Here is a 23680-nt window from a genome sequence, read left to right on the forward strand (position 1 = left end):
TTTCAATTTTTGTTATTAGGTGTCAAAAGAATTCTGAATTTTTAAAATTTTTTATTGAAAATCCAAATTAGTGATTATAGTGTATAGAATAAAAGGTTTTATTTTACTCACAAAACAAAACAGCGTTGCTTACAGAGGAACAAGGAGGATGTAACTAGACTTTTTCAATTTTGACAATGATATTTGAAAACAGGTAGATTGAAGTATTTATGAACAACTTAATTTAAGTCTTCTTATTATCATTAATGGTAGTCTATGATAGAGAAATAATTAATGCTGTCTGGAATGATTGACTTTCATGTTCATATCTTTGAACAAGGACGAACTAAGTAGAAAAGATTTGAAAGCGCTACAAATCTTTAGTAACTGGTATGAATTAAATGGATTTCTTTCAGTTATAGTAATTAAGATTTCACTTTTTGAAGACCAGGTTGTATACAATTTAGTATCATAAATTATTCAATTCAAATAATTTTTTACCTACTATTGTATACAATACTGCACTCGATTTTGTACTCTTCATTGAGGGGAGGTATAGAGAGTTGAATAATTTAGAAATAGAAATCTATAAAAAAATCAAGCAAGCTATTATCCAGCAAAAGCTTAGGCCTAATATGCAACTAATAGAAAAGGATCTTTCTGAATCGTTTGGAGTAAGTCGTACCCCAGTTCGTAATGTACTGCGTAGATTGGAATATGAAAAATTAGTGAAAATTAAAGAGCATAAAGGTACTTTTGTCTCTTGCTCAACGATTGAAGAGGCAAAAGAAGTATTTGAAATGAGGAGAATCTTAGAAGGGGAAGCTGTGCGAAGAGCATGCATACTCTTTAACGAGGAACAATTAAAAGAACTAGAGACGCTGGTTGAAGAAGAACGACATATTTATGGTAGTCTGGACTTTTATGAATCATTACAAATATCAGGGGATTTTCATTTGAAAATAGCTGAAATTGCAGGGAATTCGTATTTTTATCAATATCTCGAAGACTTAATTTCCCTAACTTATGTGATTATAGCAATCTACGGACGAGGGAAAGCGGAAACATGCGGTTCTCACGATCATTTGCAAATTTTTAATGCTATTAAGCAAAGGGATGGTGATCTTGCAGAACGCTTAGCCCTCGATCATCTTAGTGAAATTGAGTCAAATCTTCATTTTAGTGAGGAATTACAATACTCGTCTTCCTTATCAGATATATTTCTTTAATTGTAAGTTAATATTTAGTATTTATTGAAAGCGCTTACTTATAGGGTTTCTAAAGGAGGTGATGAAGCCCATCGAGTTCATTTACAAACTAATGAGAATTTTGACATGCTGTTTTTTTACACTCTAAAGGAAACTAAGTTGTCTAATGAGCAACGACGCCTCTTGTCAAACAATTCAATAAAATGGTGAGGGATGTTTCGATGGGAATTAGTACGTTTGACAAAGCAAACTACTTTCAAACCATGATTTAATACCTGTGAATGAAGAACAGAGAAGAATTTGCATCATTTTAGGCGGAGGCTCTTTTCTAAAACAAAGTAAGCCCTTGTGTTGTTGACTGTTTTGTTGGACAGTGACACCACAATTCTCAGGGGAACAACTGTTTTTTAATATGGAAAGATTGTATCAAAGCCTATTGGCCAACATCCAAGACCTAATTTGTAAACCAATGCATTATATCAGAAATACGGCAAACAAAAAAAGGAGTTGGGCGTACAATGTCTACAAATTTAGAAAGTTACGTTACAGAAGAGACGCAGATCCTACATGATACGGGTGTGGATGAATCACTAAAGCCGAAAACCGATAAGGGTAGGACGGTAAGTCCGATAGACTATATTTTTATGTGGGTTGGAGACGGTGTTAATTTAGGCAATATGACGCTTGGGGCTAGTTTGGTTGTAGCGGGAATCGCTACGCTAAACATCTTTCAGACATTTGCTGCAGCTATCATAGCAATTGGGATAATTTCAACTTTTTTTGCTTTAAATGACAGGCTTGGATACAGAACGGGAATACCATATGTTGTACAGCTCAGAATGTCCTTTGGGATGAAAGGTTCCATCATATCATCACTTTTGCGTGGTATCCCCGCCATCGTTTGGTACGGTTTTCAAAGCTGGATTGGCGGTACGGCCTTAAATGAAATTGCAAAGATTATTACGGGCGGCGCCTTTGATAATGTCGCCATTTGCTTTGTGGTGCTTCAGCTGGTGCAAATCGGGCTTTCGCTGTACGGCTTTCATGCCATTAAATGGGTGGAAACGCTCGCATCTATTGTTATTATATTAGCGCTTCTCTATGTATTTGGCGTTCTACTAACATCCCATAGCACTGTTATTACAGAAAAATGGGTTCATGCAGAAGGCTCATGGGGCTTGCCGTTCTTTGCATTGATAATGATGTTTATGGGAAATTATGCGGCTATCTTTTTAAGTGCAGCGGACTATTCAAGGGAGCTAAAATCTGGTATTAGCGACAGAAAACGCGGGTTTTTGTACTTTCTTCCTATTTTAATAGCATACGGCTTGACACTTGCAATCGGTGGAATGCTTGCTTCCGCAACCGGCATCAACAATCCAGTGAAAGCGTTTGCGGTCGTGGTGGATAACTCTTATATTACACTCTTTGTATCCGCATTTATTGTTTTGGGTGCGGTTGCAGTAAATATGGTTGCCAATATTATTCCGCCAACCTATGTTATTACATTGCTTACAAAAATGAAATATAAACCTGCAGTTACCATAACCGGACTGCTTGCATTTTGCTCATTCCCTTGGGTTCTTGTGCAGGATTCTTCGGCAAAGGGTCTTGGAATGTTCATTCTTATATATTCTGCATTTTTAGGACCGATTGTTTCTATATTATTAGTCGAATATTATATATTAAGAAAGCAAAAAGTAAATGTTGCAGATTTGTATAAGGAAGACGGTCCATTTGCTGGGTATAATCCAGCAGCGGTGCTTGCATTGCTTATCGGCGCCGGTGCAGCCTTTGTGAAAGTGGAGCTGGCATGGATTATCGGGGTTGTTGTGGCAGGTATTGCATATTTGCTTTTGATGAAATTTGCATTTAAAGATTCAAAATTCAAAAAGGGTACTATATTTGAGAATAATGGAAAACCTGTTGATCCAATAAAATCAATAAGTAAATAATAAAGGAGTGGATGTACTTTTATCATCCACTACAATGCTATCTATTATCTATACTGACTGGGCAGTTGTATTGCAAATTATTACATCATACGAAGACGAGAATTAAATGAGAACGAGGTTAAACTCTGCCAATGGTGGAATATTCTTATTTTATAGGTTTATCATCTCCGGGCATTTGTTGCAACAGGAATAGTAGTGTTAATTATCTTCATTGAATGTTTAATCCTTCTTTATCGTATCTTAATGTTTTCCTGTAACAAAAAACATTTATGTAGAGAAAATAGAGGATGAAATAAGCAAGGTAGCCGAGTGGAATGAGAATACAGAAAATTCTTAAAAATGAAGGGGTTGGAAGAATGAAGTTTGATTTAGTGATAAAAAACGGTAATGTTGTAATGGGAAATTCAGTAGAACAACTTGATATAGGTATACTTAATGGTAAAATTGCTGAAATTTCAAAAGAAATAGCCGGGGAATCTGCTGAAATTGTGGATGCTTCTCATCAATATGTCATGCCTGGGATGATAGATGCCCATGTTCATATTTGCGAGCCAGGAAGAACGGAGTGGGAAGGGTTTGTAACAGGAACTCAAGGACTAGCTGCAGGGGGGACTACTTCATTTGTTGACATGCCTTTAAATGCTCTGCCAGCAACGACTACAAAGAGTTCACTGCATTTAAAATTAAAATCTGCTGAAAATAAGGCGTTTGTTGATTATGCTTTGTATGGTGGATTAGTTCCTGATAATATCGAAGATTTAGAGGATCTTTCTAACGAAGGTGTAGTGGCCTTCAAATGTTTTATGGCAACATGTGGTAGTGAGGAAATTGGAGATTTTAAAAATGTTGATGATTTTACACTCTATCAAGGTATGAAAAAACTAGCAGAATTGGGACATGTTTTATCTATACATGCAGAGAATGCAGAGCTTACTGATAAACTAGCAATTGAAAAGAAAAAACAAGGGAAAACAAGAGCAAGAGATTATGTAGAGTCCCGCCCAATTTTTACTGAAGTTGATGCTGTAAAACGTGCATTGTTATTAGGTAAAGAAACTGGATGTAAATTACACTTTGTTCATATTAGTAGTGCAGAGGCTGTTGAGGAAATCCTTAAAGCACGTCAACAAGGACAAGAGGTAACGTTAGAATCTTGTCCTCACTATTTTACTTTAGATACGGAAGACTTTGAAAAAATAGGTCCTGTTGCGAAATGTGCCCCACCGCTTCGTGCTAAAACAGAACAAGATAAATTATGGGAAGCCCTTAAGGATGGGAAAATTGATATTCTGACATCAGACCATTCCCCATGCCCTCCTGAAATGAAGCAGAGCAACACAAATAATATGTTTGAGATATGGGGAGGGATTAGTGGTTGCCAAAATAATGTTGATTTAATGTTTGACGAGGCTGTAAAAAAACGTGGTGTTTCTGTAAGCGAATTCTCAAAGATGATTGCAACAAAGCCTGCAGAAATATTTAACATAAGAAATAAAGGAAGCATTAAAGTATCCTATGACGCTGATATCATTCTCCTTGATCCAAATAAATCATACATCGTTCAGCCAGAAGATTTGTATTACCGTCATCAACATAGCCCTTATGTTGGAAGAAATATTAACTGTCGAGTGACGAAAACGTTTGTAAGAGGACATCTAGTATTTGACCTTAAGAAAGGAATTGTAAGTCAGCCAATTGGGAAATTTATCTCGGCAAAAAGTAGTTTCGTAGAAGCATAAAGATGAATATTTAGACAGAATTCTTGTGTCGTTTTGATGCACAGGATGTGCTAGTGCAGATGCTACGACAGGACGGTGCCTAGCAACTACCAGCACCTAGCTCTTTGAAGTCACAAGTTGAAACTAAATAAAGGTACTTGTGTGATTCTCTAAAGAAGGTTGACCTAAAAAAGGGTACTTAAGGTGCTCTTAATAGCGTCATACCTTCTTTTCGTTTTATCAGAAAGCATAAATTTTGAATGATGTATTTCTTTTGTAATTCTTTCAAATCAGTCACTTGAGGCAAAGAGGAATCTTAAAATATTTGAATAGTTTCAAATTTATGGTAAAATTTTATTTGAAAATACTTAAGTGCGGTATTGTTAAAACATTATTGCTTCCTACGCAACATTTTTTTTGATAAAATAAAGAAACAGGATCAGTAATTTAGGCATTAATCGGAGGTTAATATAAATGGTTAAGTCAGTAGATAGGGCGTTAACAATTATTTCATTGGTCAGCAAGCGTAAAGAAGGGATGGGTGTTACTGAGCTGGCCTCCAATCTAGATTTAAATAAAAGCTCTATATTCAGATTATTAAGTACTCTTGTAGAACATGGATTCATCGAACAAAATCCTGAAACTAAAAAATATAGATTAGGCTATAAATATTTAGAATTAAGTACGATGTTACTTGAATCTATTGATTTGAGAACTCAAGCTAAGCCTTTTTTGGAAGAGTTAGAATCACATACTAATGAAGTGATCCACTTGACTGTATATGATCAAGGAGAGGTAATTTATATTGAAAAACTTGAGGGAAGTGAAACCCTTAGAACACATTCACAAGTAGGAAGAAGGGCCCCGATGCATTGTACGGCAGTTGGGAAGGTAATCTTAGCACATCTGCCGCTAAATGAGATTGTAGATATAATTGACAAGTATGGTTTACCAAAACATACTGAACAAACGATTACAAATAAAGATTCTTTTTTTAAAGAATTGGGAAAAATAAGGAACGAAGGCTTTGGTACAGAAGTTGAAGAAAACGAACCTGGTATCTCCTGTATTGCAGCGCCAATTTTTGATAATCGGAAGAAAATTACTGGTGCTGTTAGTATTTCAGGGCCAAGCATCCGAATGACTGAAGAAAGATTGGCTGAAATTAAACCAATAATAATGGATATAGGTAAAAAGATTTCAAAGAGGCTTGGTTACACAGACAATTAAATGATGTGAAATAAGATAAGAATTGGTATAAGACCAGTTCTTTTTTTATATGGAAAATTATTGATTGTGAGTTATCTTCGAAAGTTAAGGATTTGTCTGAGATATTTTGTATCCACGAAAACAACTAATTTATCTTTGGAATTTTCAATTAATTAATTTTTAAATAAAATTCGAACTTTTTCTAGACTTTCAATGTCCAAAAAGCTTGTGAGACTGTTATTTAATGGGCAATCTGATTTTTTGCCCTTCGAAAATTTTTATAAAAAATTTAATGACAAAAATACTTGAAATATTCAAAAAACGATGATAATATCAAAATAAGAAACACAGTTAGTTGATAAGCAACGGTATAACTTATTTTTTTGATTATAAAATGAAACGCGGTTGCTTATTGCGAGACTAATGCATTTTATTTTTTAATCATATAATGGAACATTGTTCCTTATTGAGAAACAAGGAGGAGGAATAATAGTGGTTTTTTCGAAAGAGAAAAGCGAATTTTATAATGATCTAACCAAAACAATCCGCCGGCACATAGTTAAAATGACCAATCATGCTGGAAGTGGGCATCCAGGAGGATCCTTATCAGCTACTGAACTAATGTCCGTATTATTTTTTGAACAGATGAATGTTGATCCTAACAATCCAGATTGGCAAGATCGTGATTGTTTCTTCCTATCAAAAGGACATTGTACACCTGTGTTTTACTCAGTATTAGCTGAAAAAGGATTCTTCCCAGTTGAAGAGTTAATGACATTCAGGGATGTAGACGGTAGATTACATGGACACCCATGTGGAGAGCATATCCCGGGTGTAGACATATCGTCAGGATCACTTGGTCAAGGATTATCAGTTGCTAATGGTGTTGGTTTAACTGCAAAACTAGATGGTAGCAATAGAAGAGCATATTGCATGATTGGTGATGGAGAATTACAAGAAGGTCAAATATGGGAAGCAGCGATGACAAGTGCACATTACAATCTTGATAACGTTTGTGCAATTATCGACTGGAACAAAATCCAACTTGATGATTTCGTTGAAAATGTAAAAGGTGTTAAAAATCTTGGAGATAAATTTAGAGCTTTCGGTTGGCACGTAGTTGAAATCGATGGCCATGATATCAATGCAGTAAACGAAGCGTTTAAAGAAGCTAAACGTACAAAAGGTAAACCTACTGCAATTCTAGCTCATACCGTTAAAGGTAAGGGAGTTTCATATATGGAAGATACACATGATTGGCATGGAATGGCTCCAAATGATGAGCAATTAGAAATCGCTTTAAAGGAGTTGGCTTAGATGGCAAATCTAGAAGCACCACGTAAAGGTTTTGCTGATGCACTAATTAGACTTGGAGAAAAACATGATAATTTAGTGGTACTTGATGCGGACTGCGCAAAATCAAATATGACAAATCTATTTAAAAATAGATTTCCAAAACGATTTTTTAACATCGGTATTTCTGAATGTGATTTAGTAGGAACTGCAGCTGGTATGGCAATAGCTGGTAAAGTGCCATTTGCGAATGCTTATGCAAACTTCCTTACTGGACGCGCATTTGATCAGATGAGAATTTCTGTATGTTACTCAAATAACAATGTGAAAATTGTCGGTCATAACGCTGGTACATCAGCTGCTCAAGAAGGAGCAACACATTTACCGCTTGAAGATATTTCTTTAATGCGATCACTTCCACGTATGACTGTAATTGTTCCAGCAGATGCTGTGGAAATGGAAAAAGCAGTAGAAGCTGCTTATTATCATGATGGACCAATTTACCTTCGTGTTGGTAAATTACCAGTACCAATAGTTACAAAGAAAGAAGAACCTTTCAAAATCGGTAAAGCAATTAAATACCGTGAAGGTTCTGATATTACAATCATCAGTACTGGTATTATGCTTGATGAATCACTAAAGGCAGTAGAAGAATTAGAAAAACAAGGTGTAAGCGCTGAACTATTACACATTCATACAATTAAACCTATTGATAAAGAAGCAATTGTAGCTTCAGCTGCCAAAACAAAAAATGTTATCTCCGTTGAAGAGCATTCAATTATAGGTGGATTAGGTAGTGCAGTTGCTGAAGTATTATCAGAAAGCCAACCAGCTAAATTAAGAAGAATCGGTACAAATGACCGTTTCGGAGTTTCTGGAAAAATGGATGAGTTACTTGACCTCTTTGAATTAAGAGCACATCGTATTGTATCAACGGCAAATGAACTATTAGGTGAAAAAGTAAATAGCTAATTACCTTTTTAGATAATGAAAGGGGGAGGGGTTTTGTCAAACGTAACCCAATATCCAAACTTAAAAGATACATTAGAAAATCCTCTCTTCTCTAAATCGGATGATAGTTTGCGTGCTAAAATCAAAGGTCATTTAAAACAAACAAAACATAAGTTTATTGTTTTGGATGATGACCCAACTGGTGTCCAAACTGTCCATGATATTTTTGTCATTACGGATTGGGGAAAAGATTGGATAAAAAAAGGTTTATCTGATGAGAGAAGTGTACTTTACATTTTAACAAACACAAGAAGTTACAATGAAGAAAAAACTAAAAACATCAATAGAGAGATTATTCGAAACATTGTTGAAGTCACTCAAGAGTTGGGTATTAACTTCTCAATTATTAGTAGAAGTGACTCAACATTAAGAGGACATTATCCACTGGAAATTGATGTACTACAAGATGAACTTTTAAAGGCTTTTAATGTTGAGATTTCAGGTCATTTAATCGTACCGGCCTTCTTTGAAGCTCATCGTTATACATTAGATAATACTCATTATTTAGGTGTAGATGGGCAGCTTGTCCCAGTAAGTGAAACCGAATTTGCGAATGATTCAGTTTTCGGCTTCAATACAGCTAATTTGCCAAAATGGATTGAAGAGAAGACAAATGGAAGAGTAGCTTCAGAGTCCGCATTGATCATTTCACTTGAAGATATTCATAATGGTGGTATTGATAAAGTTTACGAGATTTTACTCTCTGCAAACAATAATACTCCTATTATAGTGAATGCTAAATCTTATTATGATTTAGACATCGTATCATTAGCTGTCCTTAAAGCAATTGATTCTGGTAAACAATTCTTATTTAGAACTGCAGCATCATTTGTAAAATCGATTGCTGGAATTTATGATCGTCCATATTTGTCAGCTGATGAGATTGTTTCAAAAGATGAATGCCGTGACAATGGTGGATTTATCGTTGTAGGTTCTCACACGAAAAAAACAACGGAACAAATCAACGAACTTATGAAGAAATACCCGATTGAACAAATCGAAATTAATGTTGTAAAAGTTTTAAATGAAGAAACTAGAGCTGAAGAGCTAACACGAGTATGCCAATTAGTAGATAATAATATTTCTTCTAATCGCGATACGCTTGTTTTTACAAGTAGAGATGTAATTATTGCAAAAGAAATAGAAGAAAATTTAAAAATTAGTCAAACTATTTCAGGTTCCTTGGTTGAAGTGGTTCGTTCACTAAAAGTTAAGCCAAAGTTCATCATTGCAAAAGGCGGTATAACTTCTAGTGATGTGGCAACTGACGGCTTGGAAATAAAATATGCAAAAATTTTAGGGCAAGCAATAGCCGGTGTGCCAGCGTGGTTAACTGGAAGTGAAGCTAAGTTCAAAGATACACCTTATATAGTATTTCCGGGCAATGTAGGGGAAAAAGAATCGATTGCTCAAATCTTTGAAAATATTAAAAACGATCAAAAGGGAGAGAATTAAATGGCTAGACAAAAAATGACAGCTGCAGAATTAATTGCATTGTATTTAGAAAAAAGAGGGGTAAAACACATTTACGGTGTACCGGGAGCTGCAATTTTACCATTCTACGATGCAATAAAAGAATTAACGAAAATTGAATCATATGTTGTTCGTCACGAGCAAACAGGTGCTTTCATGGCTGACGGTTATTCAAGAGCAACTGGTGAAGTTGGTGTATGTGCTGCAACTTCAGGTCCAGGTGGAACGAACTTCTTAACAGGCCTTTACAGTGCATGGATGGATTCAATTCCAATGATTGCTATTACTGGCCAACAAAAAAATAGTTTAATTGGAACCATGCAATTCCAAGAAGCTCCTATCGTTGAAATGGCTAAGCCTGTAACGAAAGCTTCATATCGTTTAACAGACGGTTCGAAAGCTGCTCAATTTATCCAAGAAGCATGGGTAACAGCTACTACTGGTAGAAAGGGCCCGGTTTTACTTGATTTGCCAGTTGATCAACAAAAAGTTGTAGTAGAAGTTGACTTAGATGCACTTATCGCTTCTACTCCAGCAGATACCTTACCACAAGCTACTGACGCGGATATCGAGAAAACTTTAGAATTATTAAAAGATGCTAAAAGACCTGTATTACTTTCTGGTGGTGGGGTTAACATTGCAAACGCTACTGCTGAATTAAAAGCATTAGCTGAAGAACTTCAAATCCCTGTTGTAACTTCTGGTATGGGTATGGATACATTCCCTAACGATCATCCATTATTCGCTGGGCGTATGGGAACAATGCTTGATACTCCATTCGGTAACAAAACAATTGTTGAAGCTGACTTAGTAATCAACCTTGCTGGACGTTTCGCTGACCGTTCTACTGGTAATGTTGATGTATTCACACAAAACGGTAAGAAAATTATCCACGTAAACCTTGATAACAAAGAAATTGGTAAAGTTGTATCAACTACTTTAGGTATCGTTTCTGATGTTAAAACATTTATGGTTAAACTTGCCGATACTCATAAAGCACTTAGTGCTACTGTAGCTGCAACTGCTGAAGCAGGTACTAAACTTGACTTAACTGAAGACCGTAAAAAATGGGCTCGTAAAACTGATTACACATCACTTCCAATCAGACAAGAGCGTGCAATACGCGAACTTCGTGAATTCTTAGATCGCGATGCATTCGTATCACATGACTGCGGTATCAGCCAAATCTGGTCTTGTCAATTATTTGAAACTTATGAACCAAGAACATACCTATTAACTGGTGGTGCAGGTACTATGGGTTGGGGGCTTGGTGCAGCAATGGGAGCAAAACTTGCATTCCCTGAAAGACAAAGTGTAAACCTTCTTGGTGACGGAAGCTTGGGTATGTCATTACAAGATATCGCTACAGCTGCAAAACATGATATTCCGGTAATTATTTTCTGTTTGAATAACTCATTACTTGGATTAATTCGCCAACAACAAAACTGGTTCTATGATGAGCGCCAAATTTCTACAGACTTAATTTACAAAAATGAATTATGTGATAATGAAGAGCGCGGAATCGACTTCGTTAAAACTGCTGAAGGAATGGGTGTTCGTGGTGAGCTTGTTACTCATTATGATGATATCAAACCAGCTCTACAACGTGCAGTTGACTCAGGAAAACCATATTTAATCGAAGTTATTGTTGATCCTGATCCTAATAAAGCATGCGAGTTCTCAAACAACGGTGCACTTAGCGGATTTAAATACTCTAACCAAATTAATTTTTCTAAATAATTATGGCTTTTGAAAAACGTGAGATTTTATTGAAGCAATTGGTCATTTACGATTGCTTCAATGACATCTAAATAATGTTAAGTAAAATTGACTTTACTTCAATGTAACGAGGTTTATAAAAAAGTTTAATTATTAAAGGAGGGAAGCCGAAAAGTCGGCGAAACAATGTCAGCAAACCTTCATAATTCAATGAAAGTCGGAATTGTTCATTTTATGGCTTATCCGCAAACAATGGGTGGAGACGGTCCAACTGTTGAAACAATAAAGAAAATAGTACAAGATGATTTCTTCTCTGGGATTGAGATTACATCTATTAACAATTCTGAGGATCGTAAAGAAGTTATTCAAACTCTACAATCTGGTGGAATGACTGTAGGATTTGGAGCACAACCAATTCTTTTAAGAAACAAGGGAAACCTGAACTCATTTAATGAGGCTGAGCGTAGAAGAGCTATCGATTTAGTTAAAGGTGGAATCGACCAAGCTTATGAATTAAATGCTTCTAAATTTGGTTTCTTAAGTGGTGCTAAACCAGAAACTAAACAAGACATTGCATTACAATTACTAACGGAATCAATCAAAGAATTATGTGAATATGCAAAATCTAAAGGTGATTTAATTCTTTCACTTGAAACTTTTGATGATGAGACTGATAAAAAATGTTTAATCGGTTCTAATACACTTGCGGTTGAAGTGGCAAAAGAAGTTCGTAAAGTGGATCCTACTTTCGGTTTAATGCTTGATTTAAGTCATTTACCAATGCAACGTGAAACTTCTAATCATGCATTAACTGTTGCTCGTGATTATATTAATCATGCTCATATCGGAAACTGCTATATTAAAGATACTTCTGATCCTGCTTACGGTGATCAGCATCCGCGTTTCGGCTATCCTGGAAGTGAAGTTGATGTTCCAGAATTGGCAGAGTACTTACGAGCACTATTAGAAATTGGATATATCGGTGAGGGGAATAAGAATATTGTTGCTTTTGAAGTAAAACCTGTAGGAACAGAGTCATCAGATATTGTAATTGCACAGTCAAAACGTACTCTCGTTGATGCATGGTCATTATTACATTCAAAAAAAAGTAGTTTAGTAAGCTAACCAAATCTCGATGGATCCTCTCTGTATTAAACTAGCGACAAGTATTTTTGCTTGTCGCTAGTTAAACTCATTTGAGTATAATATAAAATTAAATCACATACTAATCTACGTTTTAGTTGGGGAATTAATCTAACCAGGATGTTATTAGTATTTAAACATAAATAATAAACTATGTTTTGTAATAAATAACAAAATATTTCTGGAGATCAAATTGGCAAGGAAGTGATCGTTTGATTAAACTCAAGCATGACATTGATGCTAAAAGAATCAGTACTAGAATCGAAGAACTTGCTGGTTGTTCATCAACATCTGTTGGTGTCACAAGGCTACCTTTCACAGTGGAAAGTTCAGAAGCAGAAAGACTAGTTGAAGAGTGGATGAAAGCAGCCGGAATGGCAGTAAGAAAAGATGGTCTTAACAATATTATCGGACGTTATAAGGGGAAAGATCCTTCTGCTCCAGTCTTAATGATTGGTTCCCATTTAGATAGCGTGATTGAAGCAGGTAAATATGACGGTATTTTAGGAGTTATATCTGGAATTGAAGTTGTTCAAACTCTTCGAGATAATGGCCTTATTTTAGACAATCCAATCGAAGTGGTTGGTTTCTGTGATGAGGAAGGTGTAAGGTTTCATTCAACTTTCCTTGGAAGTAAGGCAATTGCAGGAACTTTTATTGATGAAGATTTAGAAAGAGCAGATGAAAAAGGAATAACAATTGCTGAAGCATTAAAAGGAATTGGAATTGCTGATCCATATGCTTATAAAAACGCTAGTCGGACTCCAGAAGAACTTCTCGCTTATTTAGAACTTCATATCGAACAGGGGCCTGTCCTTGAGAAGGAGAATGAACCTGTTGGAGTAGTTAGTGGGATTGCTGGTGCTACAAGATTCTCATTTGAAATTATCGGAAAACCTGGTCATGCAGGGACAGTTCCTGTTGCGATTAGACAAGATGCACTTTTAGGTGCTGCTGATCTGATTTCTTACAGTGAGAAAATTGCTCTACAAAATGAACCATTAGTTGCAACTGTTGGTAAACTTACTGTTAGTCCAGGTGCTAGTAATGTTATACCTGGTCTTGTAACAGGAACGCTGGATATTCGTGATTTAAATGTTGAACGCAAACAAAAAGCTATTGATGCTATTTTAACTGAAAGCGAAAGAATAGCTGAATCTAGAGGACTTCAAATGAAGTTTGAACAAGTAATGGAAGCTGACCCTGTATACTGTAACGAAGAAATGATTAAATTAATCGAAGAGTCCATTAGTGAGCGAAGTGGAAGCGCTGTCAGTCTTGTGAGTGGTGCTGGTCATGATGCAATGGCTATGGCTGATGTAACTAATGTTGCAATGATTTTCGTTCGTTGTAAAGATGGACTTAGTCATCATCCTGATGAATTCGTTACTGAAGAAGATATGGGTGCAGGAGCTGAAGTTCTTTATTCTACGGTAATTAAACTAGCTACAAAACAATCATGATCATCGAGAAGGAAATCTCCCGGTAAAAACTAAAGCTCTAATGAAAAAGAGTTAAAATTAGTAAAGACTTATAACTTTGGTTTTAATAAGGGGAGGGGAGTTATGGCTACATTTGATTTAATTATTAGAAACGGAAAAATTGTAACGTTGGATTCGATTGTTCAAGGTGATATCGGAATAAAAGAAGGGAAAATAAAAGAAGTGTCTTTTGGTAAAAACCTTGCAGCTAATGCAATAAGAGAAATCAATGCTGAAGGACAACACATCTTACCTGGATTAATTGACACTCATGTTCATTTTAATGAACCGGGCAGATCGGAGTGGGAAGGTGTTAAAACTGGGAGCAGAAGTTTAGCTGCAGGTGGGGTAACAACCTATTTTGATATGCCATTAAACAGTACACCTCCAACAATTAATAAAGAAAATTTGGCATTAAAGAGAGCTTGTTCAGAAGCGAAATCTATTGTTAATTTTCGCTTCTGGGGTGGACTTGTACCAGAAAATATTGAGAATATTAAGGAACTCTATGAAAATGGCATCATTGGATTTAAAGCATTTATGTCACCGAGTGGAATTGCCGATTTCAATCATGTTGATGATATTACGCTCTTTAAAGGAATGAATGAAATTGCTTCTGTCGGTTCTCTTTTAGCCGTTCATGCTGAAAGTACAGTTATCTGTGATCAGCTTGCTCAAGAAAAACAAAGCAAAAATAAAACATCTGCAAAGGATTTTATCGAGTCAAGACCGATTATTTCTGAAATTGAAGCTGTAAGAAGAATCATTTCATATGCTGAGGTTACAGGCTGTAAAGTACATGTTGTTCATGCAAGCAGCCGAAAAGTAGTCGATGTCATTAATGAGGCAAAGCAAAGAGGTATAGATATTACAGTAGAGACTTGCCCTCATTATTTATCTTTGACAATAAAAGATTTAGAGGAAAAAGGCGGATTGGCAAAATGTTGTCCTCCACTGCGTGATGAAAAAGAAGTTGAACAATTATGGGTTGCTTTAGCAAATGGTGAAATAGACCTCATAGCTTCTGACCATTCACCAGCACCAGCAAGCATGAAAGAGGTAACAAATGGAGACTTTTTCAAGGCTTGGGGGGGGATTTCAGGTGCCCAGTCTACACTAAATATCATGTTGACAGAGGGGTATTTTAACCGTAATCTTCCTTTAGAAAAAATTGTTGAGTTAACGGCTACGAATCCTGCTAAGTTGTTTGGACTTTATCCTCATAAAGGAATAATAGCCGTTGATAGCGACGCGGATCTAGCAATTGTTAACCTTAACGAAAGTTTCAAGCTGAAAAAGGAAGATCTGTTTTACCGCCATCAGCATTCGCCATATGTAGGCAGAACATTCAAAGGAAAAGTAACGACTACGATTGTCAATGGGAATGTAGTCTTTGAAGATGGAAACATAACAGTTGTGGAAAAAACAGAAATCAATTCATAAGAAAAAACTATAAATCTAGGTTTATAAAAGGGAAGCATTTTATTTATAATAGACAAAAACTAAAAGTGTTTTTAGCGATTAGTCATAATGACTAATGATGTAATAGCGAATAACATGTAAATAAGAAAGCAAAACAATTAAAAGGGGAGTATTAATAATGGGTTATCCTAAAGATTTATTATCAAGCAGATCAATAATTAAACACGGTAAATATGCTTTAATTGCACCTGAAGGGTTAGTTAATAATGTTATACCAGGGTTTGAGAATTGTATCATTTCTATTTTGGGTTCTCCAAAACTTGGAGCGAGCTTTGTTGATTACATTGTGACAATGCAAAATGAAGGAAAGAATACCGAGGGGTTTGGTGGGCAAGAAGATGTAGAGACATTCGTCTATGTTATTGAAGGGAAAATTAAAGCTGCTGCAGGTGAACAAGAGTTTAGTCTTGAAGAAAGCGGTTATTTATACTGTCCACCAGGTACAAAAATGTATTTAGAGAATCAATGGGCTGGAGATTCCAGACTATTCCTTTATAAGCAAAAATATCGTCCACTCGAAGGACGGAAGCCATGGGTCTATTCAAACCATGCCAACAAGATTGAATATAGGATTTATGATGACATGCATAATGTCAATATTAAAGATCTTTTGCCTGCAGATATAGATTTTGATATGAATTTTCATATTCTTTCTTTTGATCCTGCTGCATGTCATCCATTTATCGAAACACATGTGCAGGAACATGGTGCTTACCTACTCTCAGGAGAAGGTATGTATAATCTAGACAATCAATGGATTCCAGTGAAAAAAGGGGATTATATATTTATGGGTCCATACGTACATCAGGCAGCTTATGCGGTAGGAAGAGAAAATTTAACATATGTCTACTCTAAAGATTGTAACCGTGATGCAGCCTTGTAAAAGTCACATTCTTCATATTAATATGTATTCGAAAACTTATTAATAAAAAGGGGTGTATAGAAGTGGAAGAGAAAGCGACTTTGTCAAAAATCGAGGAGATAACAGCAGAAAGAGTCTTTGAAATTGATAAGATAGCAAAATTTGATCCAAATGAAGCGCAAAAGAACTATTTCTATGAAACAGATAAAACGGTTGGGGCAATTTGGTGTCTTGAGCCTGGGCAGGAATTATATTTACACTCCCATTCGAATGTTGATGATATTTGGGTTTGCATGGAGGGGGAAGGAACATATTTCCCAGACTTAGAGAATGAAATCGCAATCAGAAAAGGAATGGTATTATTGGCCAAACCTAACCAAATTCACGGAATGCGTAATACAGGAAAAGACCGATTCGTGTTTGTGGGCTTTGCTGCTGGTTCATTGCCAATGGATATAACTAGATATTAGTATTAAAAATAAATCTATTAAACTTTAAACAAGTTGAACTAAATAATTTAAGTATCCTTCTTTAAAAATCGATTAATGCTATAAAAATTAATGAAATAAATGATTAAAGAGAAGCGATTGTAATGAAGACATTCGCTTCTCTTAATTTTATTGTTGTCAAAAGCGAAGATTTGGAATTTATATAAAAAACCGATTGATTCCAAGTATTTTCGTCTCGTTTTTTGCAGCCCTTCTGACTTTAACGAATTCTTTTGCATCTATTCAAGCTACTGCTGATGTATACAAGCATAAGGTTTAACAGAATCAATACAGAAGATCTATTTTTGTAACAGGTATTTTTGTGTTTATTACTACAATTTTCTGCTTGGTTCCTTTTACGCCCTTTACATCTACAAGTTAATGGAATTTTGGGAAAATTTAAAAATAAATATTGATATTGGTAATTTAAGATGATATTCTTTAGATAAGAAAAATAAAGAAACGAAGTTGCTTAATGAACAACAAAATTCAAAGGAACTTAATTTTTTCTTAAAAAGATTCAAAAAAAAGTGTCGACAGACGACAAGAAAGGAGAGAATTATGGATACTTTTTCTATAGAAAAACCATTGAGATATTATGACCAAGTTTATAATTCGATTAGAGAAATGATTGTCAAAGGCACCTTAAAACCCGGTGATAGTATTTATGAAGCTAGAATAGCAAGAGAATTAAATATCAGCCGCAGCCCAGTACGGGAAGCTGTAAGGGCCTTAGAAAAAGAAGGGTTATTAGAAATTGATGAAAAATCCAGAATTACAGTATATAAACCAACCATGAAGGATATTGAAGATATTTATCAATGCCGAATAGTCCTCGAGTCTTTAGCTGCTAGTTTAACAACGAGGCTGGCTACGAAACTAGAATTAGAAGAAATAGAGGATACTCTTATAAAAAGCAGTGAATACCTTGAGGATTATTGTGAAGAAAAAAGGGATGGATTAATTAAGGAAAATGCAAGATTTCATGATCTAATCATGAAATATAGTCAAAATAAAAGATTGAAAAAACAACTTAAAGATTTAAAATCTTTAAGTCATTATTATAGAGTTTTAAATTTCCAGGGTGAAAATAGAGAATGGAATGTTTTTAACGAGCATCAAGAAATATTTACTCAAATTGTGAATAGGGATCAAGAAAAAGCATGTGAAGCGATGCAAAATCATATGAAAAACGACTTAATTCATTTAAAAGAAATGTTCGGAACCAGTAATAACTTAGACAAGGAGAATATGCCACCGTTTTCAAGAATGGTATAGGTAAATTATGAGTTTTACAGGTGAAAGACATAAAGTGTCGACAGACGACATCTGAATAAGGGATTTGGATACAGAGGCAACCCGCTAGGTTTTTGCTGTTGACAGTTGACGATTAGGGTTACCGAAATCATCAGATAAAAAAAGGAGGACTATAAGTTGAAAACGATCATTCAAAATGGAACAATTGTTACCGTTGCTGATATTTACAAGGGAGATCTATTGATAGAAAACGGAGTAATAACAGCTATAGCTGATCGAATCATCCCCGAAAAAGATGTACATGTCATTGATGCCAGTGGACAATACCTTTTTCCCGGAGGGATAGACGTACATACCCATCTTGCCTGGCCATTTCAAAGCACCGGAACTGCTGATGATTTTGTAAGCGGTACCAGAGCTGCGGCTGCAGGTGGGATTACGAGTATTATCAACTTTACGAATCCTAAAAAAGGGCAAACCCTTCTTGATAATTTACAAGAGTGGAAGAAAAAGGGTGAATTATCTTTAATAGATTACGGATTTCATTCGATAATCAGTGAATACAATGACCATGTACTTCAAGAACTTCCAATCCTCGCCGAACAAGAAGGTGTTACTTCTATTAAACTATTTATGGCCTACAAGGGTGAGTTAATGGTCAATGATCGTGAAATGTTTAAAATAATGAAAAAAGCTGGGGAAGTTGGAATTATTACAAATGTTCATGCTGAGAATGGTGATATTATCGATGAATTGGTTGAAGATTCGCTATCGAACGGAAATACAGACCCTATTTTTCATGCTTATACCCGTCCTCCCATTACAGAATCTGAAGCAACCGGCAGAGCACTTTCAATAGCAGAAGCAGCGAATGCATCTATTTATATTGTCCATGTTAGCTGTGCTGATGCTTTAGAAAAAGTGGAACAGGCTAAAAGGCGCGGTGTACAAGCATTTGCGGAAACTTGTCCACATTATTTAGTGCTTGATGAAAGCTATTTAGAATTACCAGATTTTGAAGGAGGAAAATATGTTTGCTCCCCTCCGCTTCGTGAAAAGTGGAATCAAGACCTTCTTTGGAAGGGAATTTCCTCTGGTCTCATTTCAACCGTTGGATCAGATCATTGTCCATTTTTATTTGAAGGGCAAAAAACAGTTGGTAGAAACAACTTTACGATGATACCTAATGGAGTTCCAGGTCTTGAGGATATTTTCCCCATTGTTTACCACTATGGGGTTCATGAAGGAAGAATCTCTTTACAAAAGTTTGTGGAAATCATTTCTACTGGACCTGCTAAATTATTCGGACTTTATCCGAAAAAAGGATCAATTGGAATAGGTTTCGATGCAGATATTGTCATTTTTAATCCTAATGTTTCGAGAGTTATTTCAAGAGAAAAACAGTATCAAAATGTGGATTATAACCTTTATGAGGGTAGGGTTGTCCAAGGAGCAATTACACGAGTTCTTTCGCGTGGCGAGGAAATAGTTCGAGATGGATATGTTATTGGCGAACAAGGACGAGGACAGTATCTATTCAGGAAGAAAAATTCAAATATTGAGACAAGAGTTACTTGCTAGCATAAAAAACTTAATTATAAGTCCCCAGGTGTGTTTGCTTAGTATTTTAAGGGGGTGATTAGCCTAAAACATACGTAATAATAGTTCAGGGCAAAACACATTTTTAGTTAAGGGGGATTTTTATGCCAAGTGGTAACACAAGTCAGAAAGTATTAGAACCACAAGTCGATTTAACTGCCAAACCAACGAATATACGTTGGCGAGTATTTATCATGCTCCTTCTTCTTGTAACAATTAACTATGTTGATCGTGCTGTTCTATCAATTGCCATGCCGGAGATACAAAAGGATTTATCTTTAGATCCTGCCATTGTAGGTTTAATACTAAGTTCCTTTTTCTGGGGATATGCACTTATGCAGGTACCTTCAGGCTGGTTGGCGGATAAATATCGTCCAGATAAAATTGTGTATGGTGCTGCATTTGCCTGGGGTATTGTCCAAATGATGACAGGTTTCATAACTGGGGCAAAATCACTTATGTTTCTCCGTGTTTTGCTCGGAATTACAGAAGCTCCAGTAATGCCAGGATGTTCGAAGTTACAGTCGATTTGGTTGAGTTCAAAAGAAAGAGGTCGTGGGGCAACTATCATTGATAGCGGTGCACCACTAGGAACTGCAGTCGGAGGACCAATTATTATTGCCTTTATGGCATGGTTTGGAGGATGGCGTGGAGCCTTAATTGGAGCTGGTATCCTTACAATTGTTATCGCCTGGTTAGTATGGAGAGTCATCAAGGGTGGTCCTAATGGAAATCCAAATGTTAATGAGGTAGAACGTGAACATATTAGGAAAGCCCTCGAAGAGGAATACGAAGAGCATAAACGTAATGCTACAGGGATTAAAATCGGAGCAAAAGATTACTTAAAAGCACGGAATTTCTGGTGTATGTGTCTTGGTTGGTTTTCGTTTAACACTGTTTTTTACGGATTAATGACTTGGGGTCCATCTTATCTTGCTAAAACACAAAATTTGGATATAAAAGCAATCGGTGGATCGATTTTAATCATCTTTGGCTCTGGATTTGTTGGAGAAATTATTGGTGGATGGATTACAGATAAATGGCGTGATAAGGGTGGTAATTTTAACAGGGTTATGAGGACAATGTTGTCAATTGCTGGAATAATGACTGCACTTTCGATCTTCCTGCTAAGTAAATCTACTTCGGTAACAATGGCAATTACCACGCTCTCATTTGCATTATTCTTTCTTCGTTGGGGAGGTTTATATTGGAGTGTACCTGCTGCAATCTCTCAACGTGAGCATGTTGGTACAATTGGTGGATGTATGAACTTTGCAGGGAATATTGCAGGTGTTCTAACTCCGATCTATATTGGTGTTATTGTATCGTTAACAGATTCATATTTCTTAGCTCTTATGGTGTTTGTTGTAGCAGGTCTTCTTTTAGCAACAGTATCAAGCTTAATTAACTATAATAAGAAAATTGGAAGTGCAAATTAAATCAGTTATTAGGAGGAATTAAAAAATGAAAGAACCTAAAAAAATTGGAATGCTAACACCTTCATCAAATACTACACTAGAGCCGATCTGCTCCAAATTGTTATACAATGTTCCGGAAGTGACGTGCCACTATTCTCGTTTTGAGGTTACTAAAATTTCATTAGAACAGGATGCTTTAAGTCAATTTGATTTCGAGCCGATGCTAAAGGCAGCAGAATTATTAGCACATGCAGAAGTAGATGTTATAGCCTGGAATGGAACATCAGGCGGATGGCTTGGTTTCGAAGTGGACCAACAACTTTGCGAAGCGATAACAAAAAGAACAGGTATACCAGCTACGACTTCAATGTTATCTCAAGTAAGAGCGTTTAAAGAGCATAATATTAAATCTGTACACCTTGTTACTCCATATATTCCAGAAATCAACCAATTGATTGCGGAACAATACAAAAAGCACTGTAACGTGGAAACGATTAATATTCAAGGCCTTGGTCAAACAGTAAATCGTTCTTTTAGCCTAGTACCCCAAGATAGAATTGAAGAACAGATCAAAGCTGTATCCGTTTCACCTGCAGACGCATTAAGTGTGGTTTGTACTAACTTCCCTGCGGTAGATAAAGTAGAATACTATGAAGAAAAATATAATTTGCCAATGTATGACACCATCAATGTCCTTATGTGGGAGTGTTTAAAAATGGTAGATTTAGATCCAAGTATTATTAAAGGCTGGGGAAAAGTATTTTCAAGAGTAAATCAAAATAGCTAATTTAGTAACCATTGATGAGCATTCAACCCGTGCAGGGGTTGCAATGCTCTGTTCATTTACATTAGTAAATAAACAACAGGTATCTGCATGGTGAATTAACGTCTTCTCTGACGACTCCATAACATTTTACGGACAGAAGATTGGCTGTCTCAACCCCTTATGTATGCTATTTTCAAAGTGCAGATGCCGTATTTATTATATCATGAATGGAAAACGTTTGAAACTTAATGTAAATATTTTCAAAATGAATAGATAAATAGACTTTGTTATAGGAATCAATAAATTGGGAGGTGGATAAAAATGATTTCTGTTACTTTTTATAAAGGTAATCGATTGGTTTTGGGAATTAAAACGGAAAAGGGGATTTTAGACGTTGAAGCTGCTTCTATGAAATTTCCTTCTATTAATAATGTTTCTCGATCAGTATATGATCTCATTACTGAAGGAGAAAATCTACAACAAAAAATTTCAAGGTTAATCGGCGCTTCTTTAAGGGAAGATTCTTTAATTTTAGAAGAAGCTTCACTTGATTATGGTCCTTGTGTACCTGAACCTCAAAATATTATTTGTATCGGATTGAACTATAAAAAACACGCTGAGGAGTGTAATATGACTTTTCCAGCAGCCCCGATAATATTTAGTAAATTTAACAATACCATTAATGCTCACGAAAAGGAAATCATGCTGCCTAAACATTCATCACAAGTAGATTATGAAGCAGAATTAGCAATTATCATTGGAAAAAAAGCGAGAAATGTTAAAAAGGAAGATGCACTTTCAGTCGTGTATGGGTACTGTAATGCGAATGATGTTTCTGCACGTGATTTACAATCTCAAAGCTCGCAGTGGCTCCTTGGGAAAACGAGTGATGGATTCTGTCCAATCGGGCCATACCTTGTAAGTAAGGAGGAGGTCGGGGATCCCAATGACTTAAATATCGTCTCATATGTAAATGGAGAAATTCGACAGAACTCTAATACATCCGATATGATTTTTAGTTGTGAAGAACTTATTAGTTATATTTCAGAACATATTACTCTCCAACCGGGTGACATTATTCTTACTGGTACGCCAGAAGGGGTTATTTTGGGCTTTCCTGAAGAAAAGAGAGTTTGGTTAAAAAATGGTGATGTAGTAAAAGTTAAAATTGATAAACTTGGCAAATTATCAAACACATTTAAAACAGAAAAAGATTTAAAATCAACGAGTGTTAATGGTCTGAAATAAAGTGCTCGGTTACATCATTCTCAAGTTGGAAAGAGCTGCCTCTCAACGTCAGAAACATTCTGAATTTTAAAATTTTTTATTGAAAAGCCAAGTTAGTGGTGATAGTATAAATATAGAATAAAAGGTTTTATTTTACCCGCAAAACGAAACATCGTTGCTTATAGAGGAACAAAAAGGATATAACTAGACTTTTTCAATTTTGGCAATGATATTTGAAAACAGGTAGATTGAAGTATTATGAACAACAATTTAAGTATCCTTCTTTAAAAATCGATTGATGCTTATTAATGAAATAAATGATTAAAGAGAAGCGATTGTAATGAAGACAGTCGCTTCTCTTAATTTTATATATACACTTGGGATGGACTTTT

General features: G+C 35.7%; 18 protein-coding genes. All 18 read left to right on the forward strand.

The features are described 5' to 3' along the window. Positions 1–542 precede the first annotated feature (542 nt). Positions 543–1208: a GntR family transcriptional regulator gene (locus ACQKMR_RS05150; protein WP_427696316.1), complete on the forward strand. Its 666-nt coding sequence runs from the start codon at positions 543–545 to the stop codon at positions 1206–1208. Between the two features lie 497 nt (positions 1209–1705). Beyond that, positions 1706–3142 (forward strand): NCS1 family transporter, encoded by a 1437-nt coding sequence (locus ACQKMR_RS05155; protein ID WP_427696317.1) that lies wholly within the window; start codon positions 1706–1708, stop codon positions 3140–3142. Positions 3143–3498: 356 nt separating this feature from the next. Beyond that, positions 3499–4881 carry an allantoinase AllB gene (gene allB / locus ACQKMR_RS05160; RefSeq protein ID WP_427696318.1) on the forward strand — a complete coding sequence of 461 codons (1383 nt, stop codon included), beginning with the start codon at positions 3499–3501 and terminating at the stop codon, positions 4879–4881. A gap of 453 nt (positions 4882–5334) precedes the next feature. Continuing rightward, the gene (locus ACQKMR_RS05165; protein ID WP_427696319.1) at positions 5335–6090 is read left to right on the forward strand and encodes an IclR family transcriptional regulator; all 756 of its coding nucleotides are present in this window, start codon (positions 5335–5337) and stop codon (positions 6088–6090) included. A gap of 471 nt (positions 6091–6561) precedes the next feature. Next, on the forward strand, positions 6562–7386 hold the full coding sequence (locus ACQKMR_RS05170; protein ID WP_427696320.1) for a transketolase: 825 nt from the start codon (positions 6562–6564) through the stop codon (positions 7384–7386). Then, on the forward strand, positions 7387–8334 hold the full coding sequence (locus tag ACQKMR_RS05175) for a transketolase family protein (protein ID WP_427696321.1): 948 nt from the start codon (positions 7387–7389) through the stop codon (positions 8332–8334). Between the two features lie 33 nt (positions 8335–8367). After that, positions 8368–9828, forward strand: a complete 1461-nt coding sequence (locus ACQKMR_RS05180) for a four-carbon acid sugar kinase family protein (RefSeq protein WP_427696322.1) — start codon at positions 8368–8370, stop codon at positions 9826–9828. Continuing rightward, positions 9829–11586, forward strand: a complete 1758-nt coding sequence (locus ACQKMR_RS05185) for a thiamine pyrophosphate-binding protein (protein ID WP_427696323.1) — start codon at positions 9829–9831, stop codon at positions 11584–11586. It begins immediately after the preceding gene. Positions 11587–11751: 165 nt separating this feature from the next. Beyond that, a complete protein-coding gene (locus ACQKMR_RS05190; protein ID WP_427696324.1) occupies positions 11752–12690 on the forward strand; it encodes a sugar phosphate isomerase/epimerase family protein in 939 nt (312 codons plus the stop codon). Positions 12691–12920: 230 nt separating this feature from the next. Then, positions 12921–14171, forward strand: coding sequence for an allantoate amidohydrolase (locus ACQKMR_RS05195; protein WP_427696325.1), 1251 nt, complete (start codon positions 12921–12923; stop codon positions 14169–14171). 102 nt (positions 14172–14273) lie between these two features. Further along, entirely contained in the window at positions 14274–15632 is a 1359-nt protein-coding gene (locus ACQKMR_RS05200; protein ID WP_427696326.1) for an allantoinase, read from the forward strand. Positions 15633–15789: 157 nt separating this feature from the next. Further along, positions 15790–16554 carry a (S)-ureidoglycine aminohydrolase gene (gene allE / locus ACQKMR_RS05205; RefSeq protein ID WP_427696327.1) on the forward strand — a complete coding sequence of 255 codons (765 nt, stop codon included), beginning with the start codon at positions 15790–15792 and terminating at the stop codon, positions 16552–16554. Positions 16555–16616: 62 nt separating this feature from the next. Continuing rightward, positions 16617–17003, forward strand: coding sequence for a cupin domain-containing protein (locus ACQKMR_RS05210; protein WP_427696328.1), 387 nt, complete (start codon positions 16617–16619; stop codon positions 17001–17003). A gap of 579 nt (positions 17004–17582) precedes the next feature. Then, entirely contained in the window at positions 17583–18299 is a 717-nt protein-coding gene (locus ACQKMR_RS05215; protein WP_427696329.1) for a GntR family transcriptional regulator, read from the forward strand. A gap of 156 nt (positions 18300–18455) precedes the next feature. Continuing rightward, positions 18456–19859: a dihydropyrimidinase gene (hydA, locus tag ACQKMR_RS05220; RefSeq protein ID WP_427696330.1), complete on the forward strand. Its 1404-nt coding sequence runs from the start codon at positions 18456–18458 to the stop codon at positions 19857–19859. A gap of 122 nt (positions 19860–19981) precedes the next feature. Continuing rightward, positions 19982–21316 carry an MFS transporter gene (locus ACQKMR_RS05225; RefSeq protein ID WP_427696331.1) on the forward strand — a complete coding sequence of 445 codons (1335 nt, stop codon included), beginning with the start codon at positions 19982–19984 and terminating at the stop codon, positions 21314–21316. Between the two features lie 25 nt (positions 21317–21341). After that, complete coding sequence (locus ACQKMR_RS05230) at positions 21342–22082, forward strand: maleate cis-trans isomerase family protein (protein ID WP_427696332.1); 741 nt, start codon at positions 21342–21344, stop codon at positions 22080–22082. Positions 22083–22382: 300 nt separating this feature from the next. After that, entirely contained in the window at positions 22383–23309 is a 927-nt protein-coding gene (locus ACQKMR_RS05235; protein ID WP_427696333.1) for a fumarylacetoacetate hydrolase family protein, read from the forward strand. The last annotated feature ends 371 nt before the right edge of the window (positions 23310–23680 follow it).

Source organism: Peribacillus sp. NPDC096540 (genome assembly GCF_050278525.1).
GTDB lineage: Bacteria > Bacillota > Bacilli > Bacillales > DSM-1321 > Peribacillus.